The sequence below is a fragment of the Pseudenterobacter timonensis genome, from assembly GCF_900021175.1.
Taxonomy (GTDB): Bacteria; Pseudomonadota; Gammaproteobacteria; order Enterobacterales; family Enterobacteriaceae; genus Enterobacter; species Enterobacter timonensis.
Genome location: NZ_FCOP01000011.1, coordinates 1,371,511 through 1,389,400, shown reverse-complemented (window position 1 = coordinate 1,389,400; position 17,890 = coordinate 1,371,511). Strand labels below are relative to the sequence as shown.

The 17,890-nt window shown below is 60.9% G+C and carries 20 protein-coding genes; 4 read left to right on the top strand and 16 right to left on the bottom strand.

From position 1 onward, the window contains the following. Complete coding sequence (locus BN3796_RS12845; RefSeq protein ID WP_061708716.1) at positions 1 to 939, bottom strand: LysR family transcriptional regulator; 939 nt, start codon at positions 937 to 939, stop codon at positions 1 to 3. Between the two features lie 108 nt (positions 940 to 1,047). Between BN3796_RS12845 and BN3796_RS12840 the strand changes: the two genes are divergently transcribed. After that, positions 1,048 to 2,259, top strand: coding sequence for an MFS transporter (locus tag BN3796_RS12840; protein ID WP_061708715.1), 1,212 nt, complete (start codon positions 1,048 to 1,050; stop codon positions 2,257 to 2,259). Positions 2,260 to 2,327: 68 nt separating this feature from the next. On the opposite strand, the gene flgL is transcribed toward BN3796_RS12840, so the two are convergent. The 11 genes from flgL to flgB form a co-directional block, all read right to left on the bottom strand. Next, positions 2,328 to 3,278 carry a flagellar hook-associated protein FlgL gene (flgL, locus tag BN3796_RS12835; RefSeq protein ID WP_061708714.1) on the bottom strand — a complete coding sequence of 317 codons (951 nt, stop codon included), beginning with the start codon at positions 3,276 to 3,278 and terminating at the stop codon, positions 2,328 to 2,330. A gap of 14 nt (positions 3,279 to 3,292) precedes the next feature. Then, the gene (flgK, locus tag BN3796_RS12830) at positions 3,293 to 4,936 is read right to left on the bottom strand and encodes a flagellar hook-associated protein FlgK (RefSeq protein ID WP_061708713.1); all 1,644 of its coding nucleotides are present in this window, start codon (positions 4,934 to 4,936) and stop codon (positions 3,293 to 3,295) included. A gap of 75 nt (positions 4,937 to 5,011) precedes the next feature. Continuing rightward, the gene (gene flgJ / locus BN3796_RS12825; RefSeq protein WP_061708712.1) at positions 5,012 to 5,962 is read right to left on the bottom strand and encodes a flagellar assembly peptidoglycan hydrolase FlgJ; all 951 of its coding nucleotides are present in this window, start codon (positions 5,960 to 5,962) and stop codon (positions 5,012 to 5,014) included. Then, on the bottom strand, positions 5,962 to 7,059 hold the full coding sequence (locus BN3796_RS12820) for a flagellar basal body P-ring protein FlgI (RefSeq protein WP_061708711.1): 1,098 nt from the start codon (positions 7,057 to 7,059) through the stop codon (positions 5,962 to 5,964). Before BN3796_RS12820 ends, flgJ begins: the two co-directional genes overlap by 1 nt. Before the next feature lie 11 nt (positions 7,060 to 7,070). After that, positions 7,071 to 7,769, bottom strand: a complete 699-nt coding sequence (gene flgH / locus BN3796_RS12815) for a flagellar basal body L-ring protein FlgH (protein WP_061708710.1) — start codon at positions 7,767 to 7,769, stop codon at positions 7,071 to 7,073. A gap of 57 nt (positions 7,770 to 7,826) precedes the next feature. Next, positions 7,827 to 8,609 (bottom strand): flagellar basal-body rod protein FlgG, encoded by a 783-nt coding sequence (flgG, locus tag BN3796_RS12810; protein ID WP_061708709.1) that lies wholly within the window; start codon positions 8,607 to 8,609, stop codon positions 7,827 to 7,829. A gap of 11 nt (positions 8,610 to 8,620) precedes the next feature. Further along, on the bottom strand, positions 8,621 to 9,376 hold the full coding sequence (locus BN3796_RS12805) for a flagellar basal body rod protein FlgF (protein ID WP_061708708.1): 756 nt from the start codon (positions 9,374 to 9,376) through the stop codon (positions 8,621 to 8,623). 17 nt (positions 9,377 to 9,393) lie between these two features. Continuing rightward, the gene (gene flgE / locus BN3796_RS12800) at positions 9,394 to 10,602 is read right to left on the bottom strand and encodes a flagellar hook protein FlgE (protein WP_061708707.1); all 1,209 of its coding nucleotides are present in this window, start codon (positions 10,600 to 10,602) and stop codon (positions 9,394 to 9,396) included. Positions 10,603 to 10,628: 26 nt separating this feature from the next. Beyond that, entirely contained in the window at positions 10,629 to 11,339 is a 711-nt protein-coding gene (gene flgD, locus BN3796_RS12795) for a flagellar hook assembly protein FlgD (protein WP_061708706.1), read from the bottom strand. An 11-nt stretch (positions 11,340 to 11,350) separates the two neighbouring features. Further along, positions 11,351 to 11,755 (bottom strand): flagellar basal body rod protein FlgC, encoded by a 405-nt coding sequence (flgC, locus tag BN3796_RS12790; protein WP_061708705.1) that lies wholly within the window; start codon positions 11,753 to 11,755, stop codon positions 11,351 to 11,353. A gap of 3 nt (positions 11,756 to 11,758) precedes the next feature. Next, the gene (flgB, locus tag BN3796_RS12785; protein WP_061708704.1) at positions 11,759 to 12,175 is read right to left on the bottom strand and encodes a flagellar basal body rod protein FlgB; all 417 of its coding nucleotides are present in this window, start codon (positions 12,173 to 12,175) and stop codon (positions 11,759 to 11,761) included. A gap of 157 nt (positions 12,176 to 12,332) precedes the next feature. On the opposite strand from flgB, the gene flgA reads away from it, so the two are divergent. The 3 genes from flgA to flgN all read left to right on the top strand — a co-directional run bounded on the left by flgA (position 12,333) and on the right by flgN (position 13,803). After that, positions 12,333 to 12,992 carry a flagellar basal body P-ring formation chaperone FlgA gene (flgA, locus tag BN3796_RS12780; RefSeq protein ID WP_061708703.1) on the top strand — a complete coding sequence of 220 codons (660 nt, stop codon included), beginning with the start codon at positions 12,333 to 12,335 and terminating at the stop codon, positions 12,990 to 12,992. 90 nt (positions 12,993 to 13,082) lie between these two features. Further along, the gene (gene flgM / locus BN3796_RS12775) at positions 13,083 to 13,376 is read left to right on the top strand and encodes a flagellar biosynthesis anti-sigma factor FlgM (RefSeq protein WP_061708702.1); all 294 of its coding nucleotides are present in this window, start codon (positions 13,083 to 13,085) and stop codon (positions 13,374 to 13,376) included. 4 nt (positions 13,377 to 13,380) lie between these two features. Then, entirely contained in the window at positions 13,381 to 13,803 is a 423-nt protein-coding gene (flgN, locus tag BN3796_RS12770) for a flagella biosynthesis chaperone FlgN (protein WP_061708701.1), read from the top strand. 58 nt (positions 13,804 to 13,861) lie between these two features. On the opposite strand, the gene murJ is transcribed toward flgN, so the two are convergent. The 4 genes from murJ to rimJ form a co-directional block, all read right to left on the bottom strand. Next, positions 13,862 to 15,397, bottom strand: a complete 1,536-nt coding sequence (gene murJ, locus BN3796_RS12765) for a murein biosynthesis integral membrane protein MurJ (protein ID WP_061708700.1) — start codon at positions 15,395 to 15,397, stop codon at positions 13,862 to 13,864. A gap of 147 nt (positions 15,398 to 15,544) precedes the next feature. Beyond that, positions 15,545 to 16,468 (bottom strand): Gfo/Idh/MocA family protein, encoded by a 924-nt coding sequence (locus BN3796_RS12760; protein ID WP_061708699.1) that lies wholly within the window; start codon positions 16,466 to 16,468, stop codon positions 15,545 to 15,547. Positions 16,469 to 16,470: 2 nt separating this feature from the next. Beyond that, entirely contained in the window at positions 16,471 to 17,121 is a 651-nt protein-coding gene (locus BN3796_RS12755) for a YceH family protein (protein ID WP_061708698.1), read from the bottom strand. Positions 17,122 to 17,130: 9 nt separating this feature from the next. Next, positions 17,131 to 17,715: a ribosomal protein S5-alanine N-acetyltransferase gene (gene rimJ, locus BN3796_RS12750; RefSeq protein WP_061708697.1), complete on the bottom strand. Its 585-nt coding sequence runs from the start codon at positions 17,713 to 17,715 to the stop codon at positions 17,131 to 17,133. Between the last annotated feature and the right edge of the window lie 175 nt (positions 17,716 to 17,890).

Genomic DNA, 17,890 nt, shown 5'->3' with positions numbered 1-17,890 from the left:
TTATGGCGCTTCGGGTGGCCTGCGCATCCCGGTTATCCTCGGCATCACTTCACGCATCAGTTCCAGAAACTTACGCAGACGCGCCGGGTAGTAGCGCGACCAGGGATAGACCAGATGCACCGGCAACGCTGCGGGCTGCCACTCCGGAATAAGCGCCACCAGCCTGCCCGCACGGATATCCTCTTCCACCGTCCAGCTCGAAACCGCCGCCACACCCAGTCCGGCAAGGGCACAATTACGCGCCACGTACAGGCTGTCGGTGCTGAGCCGCGGCGAGATGGCCACCCGCACCGGCTGCGTTTCGCCCGCGGTATAAAGCTCAATGTGGCGGGTATAAAAGCTGCTGAGGGCAATCCACGGCAGCGCGGAGAGCGCCTGCGGCGCGTTGACTGCCGGGTAATTCCCCAGCAGCGTCGGCGAAGCCACCACGCTACGGGGAACTTCGGCCAGCAGTACCGAGACGGTGGCCGGATCGACCTCCGCCCCGACGCGTATCGCGCAGTCGATATTATCGCTCAGGAAATCGACCGATCTGTCGTTGAGCATCCACTCCACCGAAAGCCGGGGGTAACGCTGCAAAAACTGCGTGAGGGGGACGAGGAGCTGCTCCTGGCCAAAGGCGTGCGGCGCCCGGACCCGCAGGGTGCCCACCGGCTCGTCCTCCGCCTGCCCCACCTCATCTTCCAGCGCCAGCCAGCTGTCGATCACTCTTCTGGCGTGCTGGTAACAGCGCTCGCCGTCGTCGGTTAACTTTGTCGCGTGGGTCGTACGCAGCAGCAGCCGCACCCCCAGCAGCGTCTCCAGTGACTGTAACCTGCGGCTGACCGTCGCCTGGGTAGTCGCCATCTGTCGCGCCGCCGCCGAGAGCGAACCCGCCTCGACGATACGCACGAAGGTGCGCATCAGCTCCACCCTGTCTATACGATCCGTTCGTTTCATTTCTACGCTGCCTATACGTTACACGTATAACCGTTTTATCACCGGGCCCGCTACCGTCGCAAGTCGCGCCAGGGAAAAATAGCTCCACACCCCGAATGAGGAAAAGTTATGAACGCATCCACCGCACACCCCACCGTCAGCCGCTGGGTCATTTTTATCATGGCGCTCGGCGCAGGCTTTAGCGTCGCCTCGATTTACTACGCGCAGCCGCTGCTGCCGCTGATGGGTAACGATCTTCATCTGAGCGTTGCAGGAATGGGGCTGGTCCCCACGCTCACCCAGGCGGGATATGCGCTGGGCATTCTCTTTTTACTGCCGCTCGGCGACCGCCACGATCGCCGCCTGCTCATTCTGATAAAAAGCGCAGCGCTCGCCCTCTTCCTGCTGGGCTGTAGCCTGACCGGGCAGCTTCACTCGCTTCTGGTCGCCAGCCTGCTTATCGGTATGGCGGCGACCATGGCGCAGGATATCGTGCCGGCGGCAGCTATACTCGCCCCGGAGGGGAAACAGGGTAAAACCGTCGGGACGGTGATGACCGGCCTGCTGCTCGGGATCCTGCTTTCCCGTACCGTCAGCGGCGTGGTGGGAGAAGCCTTCGGCTGGCGCGCAATGTACCAGCTGGCTGCCGTCAGTATCGCCCTGATCGGCGTGGTGTTGTGGGCGGTACTGCCCCGTTTCGCCGCCCACTCCACGCTCAGCTATCCGGCACTGCTGCGCTCGATGGGACATCTGTGGCGCCGCTATCCCGCCCTGCGCCGCGCCGCGCTGGCGCAAGGTTTCTTGTCCGTGGCCTTCAGCGCCTTCTGGTCAACGCTTGCGGTGATGCTGCTGGAGCACTATCACCTCGGCAGCGCGGTGGCAGGCGGCTACGGGATCGCCGGTGCGGCGGCGCTGGCGGCGCCGCTGGCGGGCGGCCTGGCAGACAGGCTCGGCGCGGGCAAGGTAACGCAGCTGGGCGCGGCACTGGTGACTCTCTCCTTCGCGCTGATGTTTCTTATGCCGCTGACCAGCATCCACGGCCAGCTTATTCTGCTGGGGATTGCGGCGGTAGGGTTTGACCTGGGGCTGCAGTCCAGCCTGGTGGCGCACCAGAACCTGGTTTACAGCCTGGAGCCGCAGGCGCGCGGACGCCTTAACGCCCTGCTCTTTACGGTGGTCTTTATCGGCATGGCGCTGGGCTCGGCGCTGGGCAGCCAGCTTTACGCGATGGCGGGATGGGCAGGCGTGGTGGCGCTGGCTACGGCCTGCGGCATTATCGCGCTGCTGATTCGCCTGATGGAGAGCGCCCGCGTCGCCACGCTCCAGATGGAAAACCGATAAAAAAATGCCCGGTTCGTCATCCGGACCGGGCAGACAAACATGTCGGTGAAAGACATGCCTAAGAGGTTTTATTTATTCAGCTGGAACAAGGACATACCCTGCATATCGGTGAACGCTTTATAAGAGGCCTGAAGCGCCGCCTGCTGCATAGTGTAAGAGGAGATGACCGAGTTCCAGTCCACATCCACCAGGTCGCTCATCTGCTGGGTCTGCCCCAGCGCCCGATCGTCGCCCAGCGCATCCAGTTTATCCAGCTCGTTAAGTTTGGTCCCGAGATCGGCGCGTACCGTCAGCACGTTATCCAGGGAGTTACTCAGCCCCCGGTTCGCCTGGTCGATAGCGGCAGTGAATGTATCCGCTTTATCCTCATCGCCTTCAATGGGCTTGTTCAGGGCCGTTATCGCATCGTCGAGAATTTTAAACAGATTGGTTTCGCCCGCGTTGCCGTTCTCGTCGGTCTTCGGGTTGCTGGTGAATTTATTGAATACGCTGTCGCCCGTATGGCTTATCTGCATATTGCGCGCGGAATCCACCTGCTGGCTGATAGGGGTTGCCCCCCCCTCGTACTTGCCGTCGGCACTGAAGGCGGCGGATTCGGTTTTATAGCCGGCAAAGATATAACGCCCGTTTCCGTCGGTGGTATTGGCGAGGTTTAACAGCTGATCGCGGATCCCCTGCAAATCGGTCGCCAGCGACGCCCGATCGTTATCGCTCAGGGTGCCGTTGCCCGCGTAGACAACCTTCTCCTGCGCGCTCTGGATAGCGGTGGTCACCTGCGTGAGCACGTTTTCCTCGAGGGAGACTTTTTGCGTGGCGAAGGTGCGCGCCAGGGCGTACTGGCTGTTCTGCGCCTGCGCCTGGGAGAGCACGACCGCCTGCGAAGCGGCGATAGGATCGTCGGAGGGACGGTTCACCCGCTTGCCGGTGGACATCTGTTCGCCATAGGCCAGCCAGCGGCTCTGGGAGTCGGTGATCCCGCGCATATTCTGCTGGTACATCATCTGGGTACTGATTCGCATTCTGGACTCCGCCCTTAACGAATGTTGATTAACGCGTCGAAAAGCGTGCTCGCCGTCTGCAATACCTGGGCGTTGGCCAGGTAGTACTGCTGGTAGCGCTGCAGGTTGCCATACTCTTCGTCCAGGTTGACGCCGGAGATGGACTGCTGCTGATTGCTTAACTGCGTCACTACGTTAGCTTTGGTCTCGCTGCTGGTTTTCAGCGAGGCGGTGGTACTGCCGACGGTGCTCACCAGCGCCGCATAGGCGTCGTTGAACGACTTATTGCCGCCCACCACTTTTGCGCTTTGCAGATCCAGCATCTTCTGGCCGTTACGGTTATCGCTCTCGCCGCCTTTCTGTTCAGCGGACATTGCCAGCTTCGATTCATCGCTGATGGCCAGCTCCATATTCATGATCGTGTCGGCGACCGGCTTAACGGTAAAGCTGTCTTTGTCGTTCGCCGTCCCGCTGACCGCCACCTTCAGGCCATCGAAAGAGAGTGTTCCATCCGTGCCCGGGCTCACACTAAAGCTGGTCTTGTCCGACAGGCGCGTTACCGTCCAGCTGGCGCCGTTTTTCTCAAGCTTATAGTCGGTGGCCTGTACGAGGGCGCTGTTATCCACGGTTGCGCTGACGGTGGCCGAGCCGGTATTGCGGCTGTTGCTCAGCACGGCGGGGGTACCAAATTTAAACAGCGCTTCTCCCGCCTTGCCATTCGCATCAAACCCCGCTTCATGCTGTTTGTTCATCGCGTCGGCAAAGGTCAGCGCCAGCTGGTTAAGGGTGTTGCGCGCCTTATCGAGATCTTCGCTGCGGAAGGTCAGCAGGCCGCCCAGGGAGCCGCTGCCGGAGAGCAGTTTTTCCGGGATCTCCACGCTGCCCGCCGTCGCATCCACATAAGCGACGGTCAGCCGGGTAGCGTCGGCGCTGGAGGGGACCGCCGCAAGCTGATTTGCCCGGCTTCCCTGCACCAGGTTGTAGCCGTTGGCGATGGAGATATTGTAGGTGCCGCTGTCCTGCACCGAGACCTCGACGCCCACCAGCTGGTTAAGCTCACTCACCAGCTGGTCGCGCTGGTCGAGCAGGTTATTTGGCGAAGAACCCGCGCCAACGCCAGTCAGGCGGGAGATCTGATCGTTCAGGCTGGCGATCTGCGTGGCGTAGCTGTTGATCTGATCGACGCTGGTCGAGATAGCGGTATTCACCTGCTTATCCTGATCGCGAAGATACTGATCGTTAACCTTAAACTGGTTAACCAGGCCATCCATCTTACCCAGCACCGTCTGACGCGCCGCCGGATCTTCCGCGTTGCTTACCAGCGTCTGCAGGCTGGTGAAGAAATCCTGCAGGGTGGTGGAGAGGGAGTTGGTGCTGTCCGAGAGCACGTCGTCGATTTTCGACATCTGCTGGTAGCGTGTCGTCAGGCCGCTGCTCTGGTTCTGCGCGGTACGCAGCTGGTTGGTAATAAACGCATCATACTCACGCTGCACGCCGGAGACATAGACGCCGTTGCCTACCCATCCGCCGCCCGCCAGGGTGCTGTTCGCTGCGCCCAGCACCGTGGTCTGGCGGGTATAACCTGCCACGTTATAGCTCGAAATATTATTACTCACGGTATTCAGCGCGGCCTGGGCGGCGCTGAGGCCACTCATGGCGCTGTTAATTAAACTGGACATGGAGGTTCCTTGTAAACGTTCAGACACGAGTCCTGATGGAGATTATCGGCAGCCGCCATCGGGACTTGAGAACTTTCAGAACAGATTTTCGATATCGCCGCCATAGGCTTTGCTGACCTTCTCGCCCATCGCTTTTAGCTGCTGGATCATGCTGGTGAGCTTGCGGGCATACTGCGGATCGGTGGCGTAACCGGCGTTCTGCAACGCCTGTGCCCCCTGCTCCGCCGTGGCGGCGGTCGTGACCGCCGCATAGCGGGGGTTGCGGCTGAGCAGCCCCACGTAATCCGACAGCGCCTCCAGATAAGAGCTATAGACGCGAAAGCGGGCCTTCACCTTCTTCGCTTCGCCATTCTCATACTCGGTGGTGGTGATCTCGGTCGTCGGCCCCTTCCAGCTTGCCGTCGCCTTCACGCCAAAGATGTTAAAGCTGGGCTCGCCGTTTTCCCGGCGGATCTGCCGCTGCCCCCAGCCCGACTCCAGGGCGGCCTGCGCCAGGATCAGGTGGTGCGGCACCCCGCTCTGCTCGCTCGCCAGACGGGCAGGCAGCGATAGCTGGGCCAGAAAATCGCCGCTGTCGCCGCTGAGCGGCTCGTCGCTCACCGGCGTCGGTTTTGGCATCGCCTTGCGCACCATCTGGGTCAGCGCCTGATTTTGATAGCTGGTCACCGTTTCAAGATCGAACTTCATCGGCACCTGAGCGGGCGCCTGCGGCTCTCCGCCCTGTGCGGCCTGCATCTGCCGGACTATCACGTCGGCAAGCCCCAGACCTTTGCCCGCCGTCATCTGCTGGGCGATCTGCTGGTCATACATGCTGGTGTAGAGACGGGTAGAGTCGCTGCTGAAAAGCCCATCTTTTGGCAGCGCGTCGCGCATGCTTTTCAGCATCATCTGCACAAACATCCCCTCCACCTGACGGGCAACCGGGCGGATATTTCCCGCCGGATCTTTGCCCGCTTTCGCCTTCAAGTCATTAAGCGACTGGGCATCCCAGGCCGCGCTGCTCAGCAGTTTGCTCTCCCCCAGCATCAGATGATTTCCAGTCTGGCGCGCAGGCAGCCCGCGCTCTGCATTGATTGTAAAATCGACATCAGATCCATCGGCGTCGCCCCCAGCGCGTTCAGCGCCCGCACCACGTTGTTGAGGCTGGCGCTGGAGCGTACGCTTTGCAGCGATCCGCCGCTCTGGCGCAGGTCAATTTGCGTCTGCGGCGTGACCACCGTCTGCCCGCCGCCAAATGGCGTATCCGGCTGGCTGACCTCTGCCGAGCGGTTAACCGTGACCGAAAGATTGCCCTGCGCCACGGCGCAGCTGTCGAGCGTCACCTCGCGGTTCATCACCACCGAGCCGGTCCGGGAGTTAATAATCACCTTCGCATCCTGCAGCGGCACCGCCACCTCCAGGTTCTGAATATCCGCCAGCAGGCGCACCTGGTTGCTGCTGCCGCTGGAGACGCGAACCTGTACGGTGCGCGCATCCAGCGCCGTGGCGCTGCCGTAGCCGCGGCTGCGGTTGATGGTGTCGGCGATCTGCTGCGCGAGAGTGAAATCTTCGTTATTCAGCTGCAGATTCAGCGTGTTTCCCGCGCCAAACTGGGTCGGCAGCTCACGCTCGATAATCGCGCCGTTGGTGATACGCCCGCCGTTGAGCTGGTTAACCTGCACGCTGCTGCCTCCCGCCGAAGCGCCCGCGCCGCCCACCAGAATGTTGCCCTGCGCCAGCGCGTAGACCTGGCTGTCGACCCCTTTCAGGGGGGTCATCAGCAGCGTGCCGCCGCGCAGGCTTTTGGCGTTACCCATGGAGGAGACCACCACGTCGATGGTCTGCCCCTGGCGGGCAAAGGCCGGGTAAGAGGCGGTGACCATTACCGCCGCCACGTTTTTCAGCTGCATGTTAGTGCCGGTCGGCACGGTGATCCCCAGCTGGGAGAGCATGTTATTCAGGCTCTGGGTGGTAAACGGCGTCTGGGTGGTCTGGTCACCCGTTCCGTCCAGCCCCACCACCAGACCGTAGCCGATAAGGGAGTTTTCACGCACGCCCTGGACGCTGGTGAGATCGCGGATACGGTCTGCCTGGGCGACGCAGGCCGCCAGCAGCAGCACCGCCGCGAAGAGAGATTTAAACATAGTCACCTCGCTTACATCGGCGAAAGGTTAAGGAAAAAGCGCTGCAGCCAGCCCATATTTTGCGCTTCGTTGATGTAGCCGTTACCGACATACTCAATGCGCGCATCCGCCACCTGAGTAGAGGGCACGGTGTTGCTGCCGCTGATGGTGCGCGGGTTTACCACTCCGGAGAAGCGGATAAATTCCGTTCCCTGGTTGATGGCGATCTGCTTTTCGCCCACCACATGTAAATTGCCGTTAACCAGCACCTGGTCAACCGTCACCGTCAGCGTGCCGCTGAAGGTGTTGCTGGCGTTGGCCCCGCCCTTGCCGTTAAAGCTGTTGCCGCCGGAGGCCTCCACATCGGCGCGCTCGTTGCCGAACAGGCCGGAGAGATAGCGCGGCACGGTGTCAAAGCCAAAATTGGTTTTGCCGTCGCGGCTGGCGTTCGCGGAGGAGCTTTTGCTCGCGCTGACGTTCTCCTGCAGGACGATGGTCAGCGTATCGCCGACGTTGCGCGGACGGCGATCCTCGAACAGCGGCTGATAGCCGTAGTTGATGGGCTGCGCTGTCTGAAAAATAGATCCGTTCGCCACCGGCGCCGGGCCGGGAACGGGCTGGGCCGTTGTCGCCCCCTGGACCAACGGTTGTGACGGGATCCAGGCGCACCCGCTGAGGGTAGCGACCAGCAGGGCCACTGTCGGATAACGATTCGCCGCGAGTTTTTGCATTGCTTTCATCTTCAAAAACAGGGAGCCGACGCGACCTGGGCCGCGCCGGGCTGCACCTTAGAGTTGCGTCAGTTTTTGCAGCATCTGATCGGTCGTCGATACCGCTTTACTGTTAATTTCATACGCGCGCTGAACCTGGATCATATTGACCAGCTCCTCCGCCACGTTGACGTTCGAGGTCTCCACATACCCCTGATAGAGCAGTCCGGCCCCGTTCATCCCCGGCGTGCTCTCATTTGGCGCGCCGGAGGCCTGGGTTTCGATGTAGAGGTTTTCACCAATGCTCTCCAGACCGGTATCGTTCATAAAGGTGGTCAGGTTGAGCTGGCCGACCTGCACCGGCGCCGCCTGCCCCTGCTGGGTCACGCTCACCACGCCGTCACGCCCGATGGTGATGCTAAGCGCATTCGCCGGAATGGTGATGGCTGGCTGCACCTGAAAGCCGCCCGCCGTCACCAGCTGGCCGTTCTGATCCACCTGGAAGGAGCCGTCGCGACTGTAGGCGGCGGTGCCGTCAGGCAGCTGGACCTGAAAGAACCCCTGCCCTTTGATGGCGACATCCTTGCTGTTGTTGGTCTGGGAGAGGTTCCCCTGGCTGTGCAGGCGCTCGGTGGCGACCGGACGCACGCCGGTACCAATCTGCAGCCCGGAGGGCAGCGTGGTCTGCTCGGAGGATTGCGCCCCCGGCTGGCGGATGGTCTGGTAGAGCAAATCTTCGAACACGGCGCGCTGGCGCTTAAACCCGTTGGTACTGACGTTCGCCAGGTTGTTGGCAATAACATCCATATTGGTTTGCTGCGCGTCGAGACCCGTTTTCGCGATCCATAAAGAACTGATCATAAGTGGTCCTGTTAACTCATAGAGAGCAGCTGGTTGGCGCGCCCGGCGTTGTCGTCAACGCTGGTGATCACCTTCATCTGCATTTCGAAACGGCGGGCGTTCGCAATCATATCGGTCATCGCCGAGACCGCCTTCACGTTACTGCCTTCCAGCACCCCGGACATGACGCGCAGGGTTGGGTCGGGCTGTAACACCGCCCCGCGGGCAGCCTGGGCGGCCTGAGTCAGACGGAACATCCCGTCATCCCCGCGCGTTACCTCGGTACCGTCCGCCTTCACCAGCTTAAGCTTGCCGACCGGCGCCACGGTGTTAGGCGGGTCGCCCGGATTGAGGGCCGAAATGGTGCCGTCCGCGGCGATGGTGATCTCCGCCCCCTCCGGTACCGTAAGCGGCCCCGCCTCGCCAATCACCGGATGTCCCTGAATGGTGAGCTGCCCGGTGGCGTCCACCTGGATGCTGCCGTTACGGGTATAGCCCTCCGTCCCGTCAGCGGCCTGCACCGCCAGCCAGCCATCCTGCTGTAGCGCCACGTCGAGAGGACGCGAGGTGTAATCCATCTGCCCCGGCGTCATATCGGCGCCGGGTGTGGAGGCGGCGACCAGCGTACGCGTCGGCAGCGAAAGTCCCTCTACCGGGACGGCGCGCAGGGCGTTGAGCTGAGCGCGAAAGCCGGGCGTGGAGACGTTCGCCAGGTTGTTGGCGGTAACGGCCTGCTGATTCATCGTCTGGCTCGCCGCGCCCATCGCGGTATAAATAGCGTGATCCATGACCTATTCCCTTGCGATTAACGCAGGTTAACCAGGGTGTTGAGGATCTGATCCTGGGTTTTGATGGTCTGCGCGTTCGACTGGTAGTTACGCTGCGCGACGATCATATTGACCAGCTCTTTGCTCAGATCGACGTTGGAGGCTTCCAGCGCGCCGTTGGTCAGGGTGCCGAAGTTACCGGTGCCCGCCGTACCCAGCAGCGCCACGCCGGAGGATTGGGTCGCTGACCAGACGTTATCCCCTTCGGACTGAAGCCCTTCGTTGTTGGCGAAGTTCGCCAGTACGATCTGGCCCAGCACCTGGGTCTGTTCGTTGGAGTAGTTGCCCACCACGGTGCCATCGTCGTTGATCTGGTAACTCACCAGATCGCCCGGCTTGTAGCCGTTCTGGTTGCTGGCCACAATATTGTTGGCCCCGGTGTTCTGCTGCATGGAGTTGGCAAAGCTCAGCTGGAACGTTGCGGGATCCGCGCCGGGCACAGTTCCAGTGACAATGTTGAAGATTTCATCGCCCTGCAAGACGCCGTTCTCATTGAAGGAGAGTGTCTTCATCTGCGTGGCTCCGCTGCCCGCCACGCTGCCGTCCTGCGCGTAAACATTCCAGCTGTTCGCCGTCGTGCTCTTGACGAAATAGAGGTTCATGTCATGCGCGTTACCCTGGCTGTCAAATACCGTGACCGTTCCTTTTTTGTTATAGGAGTCCGGGTTAGTGGCATCGAAGGGGGTTTTGCCCGGTACCGCATCGGTGGAGTTCAGGTTGATCTGCAGCGACGCGCTGGTGGTGGACTTCGCCGCCATCAGCGTGTTGGGAATGGAGATAGGCTGCGGGTTAGCGCCCGTCTGGATGGTCGGCGGGGTGCCTGCCGTGGGATAACCGGTCAGCTGCAGCCCCTGCATGTTCACCAGATTACGGTTTTCATCCAGCTTGAACTGGCCGTTACGGCTGTAAAAGACCGAGCCGTTGCTGTCGACCATGCGAAAGAAGCCGCTCTGGCTAATCGCCACGTCCAGCCCGCGACCGGTGCTGGTGGTGGTGCCGTCGGTGAAGTCCTGGGTAATTCCCGCCACTTTCACGCCGAGACCCACTTTGGAGCCGGCAAACATATCCGCAAACGAGGCGGTGCCGGATTTGAAGCCATAGGTCGCGGAGTTGGCGATGTTGTTACCAATCACGTCCAGGTTGGTGGCCGCAGCGTTCAGGCCGCTAACCGCTTGAGAAAAGGCCATAACTTACTCCTGATAAGTATAAGGGCTTAAATGATCTGCCGAACTTCATCGAGTGTGGTGGTGCCGGAAGTCCCTAAATCGAGTTTGTTGCCGTCGCTGCCGCGAATTACCCCCTGCACCAGCGCAAACTGCAGCGGCTGGGCCACCAGCTGCGTCGTGCCGCTGCTGGCGGAGATGGCGACGTTGTAGGAGCCGTTTGGCGCCGTCGTACCGTCGGTGAGGGTGCCGTCCCAGGTAAAGGTGTGTACCCCCGCCTTCAGCTCGCCGATATCGATCGTGCGCACCACCGCGCCATTCTTATCGGTGATGGTGGCGGTGACCTTATCGGCAGCCTGCTGGAGCTCAATGCCAAACGGCGTGGTGCTGGTGGTGCTGGTGCCGTCGGTGGTGCTGGTGCCCGCCAGCACGGTGGTACCAGGGATCATCACGCCGTGGCCAATCAGGTTGCTGGCCTGCAGCGACTGGCTGCTGTCGATCTGCCCGGAGATGGAGCCCAGGGTGGTGTTGAGCTTTTCGATGCCGCTGACGGTGCTGATCTGCGCCAGCTGCGTGGTCAGCTCGTTGTTTTGCATCGGGTTGGTCGGGTCCTGGTTTTTCAGCTGCGCCACCAGCAGGGTCAGAAAGCTGCTCTGCAGATCGGAGGCGTTACTGCCGGTCAGCGAGCTGGACCCGGTGGTGGCGCTGGTAGTGCTGACGCCGGTGTTGGTGGGGTCGTTTACATTCACGGCAATGGACATGGGCGTCTCCTTTACTGGCCGAGAGTGAGCGTTTTGAGCATCATGCTCTTGACGGTATTCAGGACCTCGACGTTGGCCTGATAGCTCCGGGAAGCGGACATGGTATTGACCATCTCAGCCACGACGTCGACGTTGGGCATTTTGACGTAGCCGTTGGCGTCCGCCAGCGGGTTACCCGGCTCGTAGACCAGCTTATCCGGCGCCTGGCTCTCCACCACGCTTGCCACCTTCACGCCGCCGGTCGCCGCGCCCGGCGCGCTATCCACCTGAAAGACCACCTGCTTCGCGCGGTAGGGCTGACCGTCCGGCCCCGTCACGCTGTCGGCGTTGGCCATGTTGCTGGCGGCGACGTTAAGACGCTGGGACTGGGCGGTTAGCGCGGAGCCGGCGATATCGAAAATATTCAGTAAAGCCATGAATTAGTTTCCTCCCTGCAGAACGGTCTGCATCCCTTTGATCTGCCCGCCAAGCAGCGTCAGCCCGGTCTGGTACTTCAGGCTGTTGTCGGCAAACTGGGTGCGCTCCCGATCCATATCGACGGTGTTGCCGTCAAGCGAGGGCTGATCGGGGATGCGGTAGAGCAGATCGACGGCGGGGGCGCTCATCGCCTGGGCCGGGATATGGCGGGCGGATGTCGTGGTCAGGGCAATGCCCGTCTCCCCGGCGCGTCCGCGCTCCATCACTTTTTTAAGCTCACTGGAAAAATCGATGTCGCGCGCCTGATACCCGGGGGTATCCGCGTTGGCGATATTCGCCGCCAGGATCTCCTGACGCTGAGCGCGCAGATTGAGCGCTTCCTGCTGAAAACGTAACGCAGCGTCGAGTTTATCGAGCATGTCTCCTCCGCTGATGGGAAAATGTCAGCGGATAGAGTAAATCTCCCCCCGTCCACCCTATCGACGGAATAAGCGCAAAATGCGTCGCTATTTATTGCGTTGATTCCGGCTCGCGGCGGGTAAAATTTCGGCCGAATCAAAAAACCGGGAACTAACGATGCGGAATCTGAGACGCGGCCTGGCCGCCACCCTGTTGCTGTTAAGCCCCCTTCTCCAGGCGCAGGATATTAACGCCCGGCTCACCGCCTTTTTTAGCGAGCGCCTGGCGGGCTTTAGCGATGAGGTGGAGGTCAGCGTACGCACGCCTGCAGCGCTGCTTCCCACCTGCGAAAACCCCGCGTTCACCGTCGCCGGCGGCATGAAACTCTGGGGTAACCTCAGCGTGCTGGCCCGCTGCGCCAGCGAGAAGCGCTATCTGCAGGTTAACGTCCAGGCGACGGGCAACTATGTGGTCGCCGCGCAGCCCATCGCCCGCGGCAGCGTGCTGGCGCCCGGCAGCGTGGCGCTGAAGCGTGGTCGGCTGGATCAGCTGCCGCCGCGCACGATGCTCGACATCAGCCAGGCGCAGAACGCGGTCAGCCTGCGGGATCTGATGCCAGGCCAGGCGATTCAGCTGACGATGCTGCGCCAGGCGTGGCGCGTAAAGGCCGGGCAGCGGGTCATGGTGGTGGCGAACGGCGACGGGTTTAGCATCAACGGCGAAGGTCAGGCGCTGAATAACGCCGCCGTCGCACAAAACGCCCGGGTGAGGATGTCCTCCGGTCAGGTGGTGAGCGGAAAGGTTGGCGCTGATGGGAATATTCTGATTAACCTATAATCTTTTAAAGATTTGCCGGCGGCTGCCGATAGATTATTAACAAATGATGACGAGGCGCCAGCGCCGCGAACCCTCGATGAGGACAACACAATGAGCATTGATCGTACTTCGCCCCTTAAGCCGGTAAGCACCGTACAACCCCGCGAAACGAACGACACGCCGGCCCAAAAAGCGCGTCCGACGAGCGCGACCGCGGCGAACAGCACCAGCGTCACGCTGAGCGACGCGCAGTCCAGGCTGATGCAGCCGGGTGCCAGCGATATCAATATGGAACGCGTAGAGCAGCTGAAGAGCGCCATCCGCAACGGCGAACTGAAAATGGATACCAGTAAAATTGCCGACGCGCTGATCCAGGACGCGCAGAGTTTCCTGCAGAGTAAGTAAGCGTATGAGTCGACTGTCAGAAATACTGGATCAGATGACGGTAGTCCTGAACGACCTGAAGACGGTTATGGATGCCGAACAGCAGCAGTTATCCATGGGCCACGTCAGCGGCAGCGCGCTGCAGCGCATTACGGAAGAGAAAAGCTCGCTGCTCGCCACGCTGGATTATCTGGAGCAGCAGCGCCGCGTGGAGCAAGATCCGCGTCGCAGCGCCAATGATGACACCCACGAACGCTGGCAAACCATTACCGAGAAGACCCGGCACCTGCGCGATCTCAATCAGCACAACGGCTGGCTGCTGGAAGGACAGATCCTGCGCAATCAGCAGGCGCTGGAGGTTTTAAAACCGCACCAGGCCCCGGAACTGTATGGCGCAAACGGCCAGACCTCCAGCGCGCGTCCTGGCGGGAAAAAGATTTCGATTTAATCGCCACGGCGGTTAACAACATAGCGGGGAGCACCGACGGTGACTCCCCTTTTGTGCTTTACGCGGTACGACGCGTAAACTCTTTCACCTTAAAGCCCAGCACCGCCAGCGTGGCAAAGTAGGCCACCACGCCGACAATTACCACCGCCATCAGGCGCAGCAGACGCCAGGGCATGGTTCCCTGCGCCCAGTCCGGCATGACGTGCATCATCCCGAGCAGCGCCGCCGCCATCACCAGCACCGCCACAACGAGACGCACCAGGAAGCGCATCCAGCCGGGCTGCGGCGTGAAGATCTTCTGCTTACGCAGCTGCCAGTAGAGCAGCGCCGCGTTCAGACAAGCTGCCAGACCGATCGACAGGGAGAGCCCCGCGTGCTTAAGCGGGCCGATAAACGCCAGGTTCATCAGCTGCGTCATGATAAGCGTCACAATAGCGATTTTGACCGGCGTTTTGATGTCCTGACGCGAATAGAAGCCCGGCGCCAGTACCTTCACCACGATAAGCCCCATCAGCCCCACCGAGTAGGCGACCAGCGCGCGCTGGGTCATCAGCGCGTCGAAGGCGGAGAATTTGCCGTACTGGAATAAGGAGACGGTGAGCGGCTTAGCCAGAATACCCAGCGCCACCGCGCTCGGTAGCGCCAGCAGGAAGCAGAGGCGCAACCCCCAGTCCATCAGGCGGCAATACTCGTCATGATTGCCGCTGGCGAAACTTTTTGAGAGGGACGGCAGCAGGATAGTCCCCAGCGCCACGCCCAGCACGCCGGAGGGGAACTCCATCAGGCGGTCGGCATAGTACATCCAGGAGACCGAACCGGAGACCAGGAAGGAGGCGAAAATGGTGTTGATGATCAGCGAGATCTGGCTGACCGAGACGCCGAGGATCGCCGGCCCCATCTGCTTAATAACCCGCATCGCCCCCGCATCGCGAAAGCTGATGCGCGGCAGCACCAGCATACCGATCTTCTTCAGATGCGGCAGCTGATAGGCGAGCTGCAGTACGCCCCCGACGGTGACCGCCCACGCCAGCGCCAGCACCGGCGGGTGGAAATAGGGAGCGGCAAAGAGCGCAAAGCCGATCATGCTGATATTTAAAAAGGTCGGCGCAAAGGCGGGGATCGAGAAGCGGTTCCACGTGTTAAGGATCGCCCCCACCAGCGAGGCCAGGGAGATCAGCAAAATATAGGGGAAGGTGATGCGCAGCAGCTGGGTGGTGAGCGCGAATTTATCCGCGGTGTCGGCAAAGCCCGGCGCGGTCACCATGATCACCCAGGGGGCGGCCAGCATCCCCAGCACCGTCACTACCGCCAGCGCCAGGGTCAGCAGACCGGAAACGTAAGCGACAAAGACCCGCGTCGCCTCTTCGCCCTGTTTGCTTTTGTACTCCGCCAGAATTGGCACGAAGGCCTGGGAAAAAGCCCCTTCGGCAAAAATACGGCGCAGCAGGTTGGGCAGTTTAAAGGCGACAAAAAAGGCATCGGTCGCCATCCCTGCGCCAAACACCCTCGCCACAATCGCGTCACGGGCAAAACCGAGTACGCGAGAGAACATGGTCATCGAGCTGACGGCCGCCAGCGATTTTAATAAGTTCATTAATGTGAATGTCCAAAACCATTACGGCAAAACGCCTGCAGGGCAGGCGTTATGAGCGTCGGTAAGCGCAAATATTCCGACAAGCCAACAGAGGCGCTTAGTCTACCTGGATTGTCGCGAATTACTATCGTCAGTTGTTACAGCGTTTTATTCACTCATCGCTTCGCGCCAGAGCTTTTCTACGATGCGCTGCGCCAGCAGAGCCTGCTCCCCTGAAGTTTGCGGAACCGTCTGATTTTCTACGCAGGTGATAAAGTGACGGGCACAGCCGGCGAAGCCGCGCTGCTCCAGGGTGCTTTGCCAGCCGGGCACCGGGCGCGTCAGTACGCCGTCGCCCCGCTCCTCACGCCACTCGCGCATATCGGTCACCTCATACAAGGCGCCGTCGGTCACCGCCTGCACCCACTCCCGCTGGCTGCCCGCGCGTCGATGCATGCTGGTGGTGATTTGCAGATGTTCCACGGCGAAATGGTGCTCGGCGTAGATCATCTCCCCCTGCTCGTTGGTTTGTAGCGTGCCGCTCTGCAGCTGCGCCCTGCCGCCGCCGAGCCACAGGGCGGTATCAACGACATGCAGATAGTCATCAAGCAGGGTAAAGCGCAGATCGTTTGGACCGACGCTGTCGGTGCGGTGTTTATCCATGCGCAGCGACGCAACGTCGCCGAGCTGCGTCTTAAGCGCCTGGTAGCGCGGCGCGAAGCGGCGGTTAAAGCCCACCATCAGCGTCAGCTTTTTGCGCGCCGCCAGCTCAATCAGCCGCTCGGCGTCCGCCACATTTTCCGCCAGCGGTTTATCCACGCAGACGTGCACCCCGGCGTTAAGCAGCTCGCTCACGACCTGATAGTGGGTGGCGGTGGAGGTATGGACAAAAACGGCGTCGCACTCCCGGGCGAGATCGAGCAGCGATGAAGCGTAGGGGATGCGCCAGCTTTCACAGATACGCAGCGCTTTCTCCCGGGTGGGCGACCAGGCCCCCTGCAGCGTCCAGTCGGTGGCGGCCCCCAGCACCGGCAGCCAGGCCTTCTGGGCGATCCCGCCCAGCCCCACGACACCAATACGTAACTTCGTCATTGTCACTCTCCCAGGTGTGCCAGCAGCGAATCGAGACGCTGCTTCAGTTCAGCCACTTCGACCTCCAGCGCCTCGACGCGGGCGGCCAGCGTCTCGTCGCCGGGCTTCCCTTCCGCCTCCACAACGTGATAGGCCAGCGCTACGTCACCGCTGAAAAGATGCATATAGCGGCTTTCGCGTTTGCCCGGCTCCCGCGCCAGGCGCTGTACAAAGGGGCCATCCTCGCGGGCGGCCAGGGTTTCCAGCGTCTGCTCCACCTCCTGCACGTCGCCAAACTCATGCATCCGCGCCGCGCGCGAGCGCAGTTCGCCCGGCGTTTGCGGACCACGCAGCAGCAGAGTGGTAACCAGCGCCACCTCCGCCGGGGAGAGTTTCAGATCGCCGAACTCGGAGTTGCAGAAGCGCTGCTCATATTTGGTGACGCGGTTGCCAAAGCCGCTGACGGTGCGCAGATAGTGGCGCTTAACCAGCGCATCCAGCAGATCCTGCACCTCCTGCTCGCTCAGGTTCATCACCGGCTCACGGTTGGTCTTTTGATTGCAGGCCATGGTCACCGCATTGACCGACAGAGGGTATTGATCCGGCGTGGTGACCTGCTTTTCCAGCAGGCAACCCACTACGCGGGCTTCTGCTGCGGTTAACTGATATTTCATCTCTTCTCCTTAACGGCCTGCCGTCCACTCTTTGGTGGTTAACGCGGTCAGCACGTGGTCACGCCATTCGCCATTGATCATCAGGTAATCTTTGGCATAACCCTCTTTTTCAAAACCCAGACGCGCCAGCAGGGCGCCGCTGCGCTGGTTGTGCGGCATATAGTTCGCCATGATGCGGTGAATATGCTGCGTGCGCTGCATATAGCGGATCGCCGCCGTCAGCGCCTCAAACATCAGCCCCTGCCCCTGCCATTTCTGTCCGATGGAGTAGCCCAGATAACAGGCGTGAAACGAACCGCGCACCACATTCGAAAAGTTGGCGATGCCGATAATCTCTTTCTCCTCAGGATCAAGCAGCGCGAAGTAGAAGGCGCTTCCCTGCTTGTGAAACTCTGCGATCATGCCGAGACGAGCCTGCCAGCCGGAGGGATAGCAGTGGCTTTCGTCCCGGACGGGCTCCCAGGGTTGTAAAAACTGGCGATTCTCGGCGTAATAATCCGCCAGCCGCCAGGCATCACGTTCGTGCACCAGCCGAACCACCAGCCGATCCGTTGTCAGGCGCACTTTTGGCACATTACTGCGATAGCCAAACATCAATACCACTCCTTCGCGTCGCTTCTGCGTTACCCGTTAACCTTACTATACTTGCCCCGATGCGTTCTGTGAAAACAGTGACATACCCTTTTATTCAGTTTTACTTTTTTTCCATCAAAAGGCTCTATCAAAGCCGCATTTCGATAAAAAAATATTGTCGCGTTCGGGTATGGGA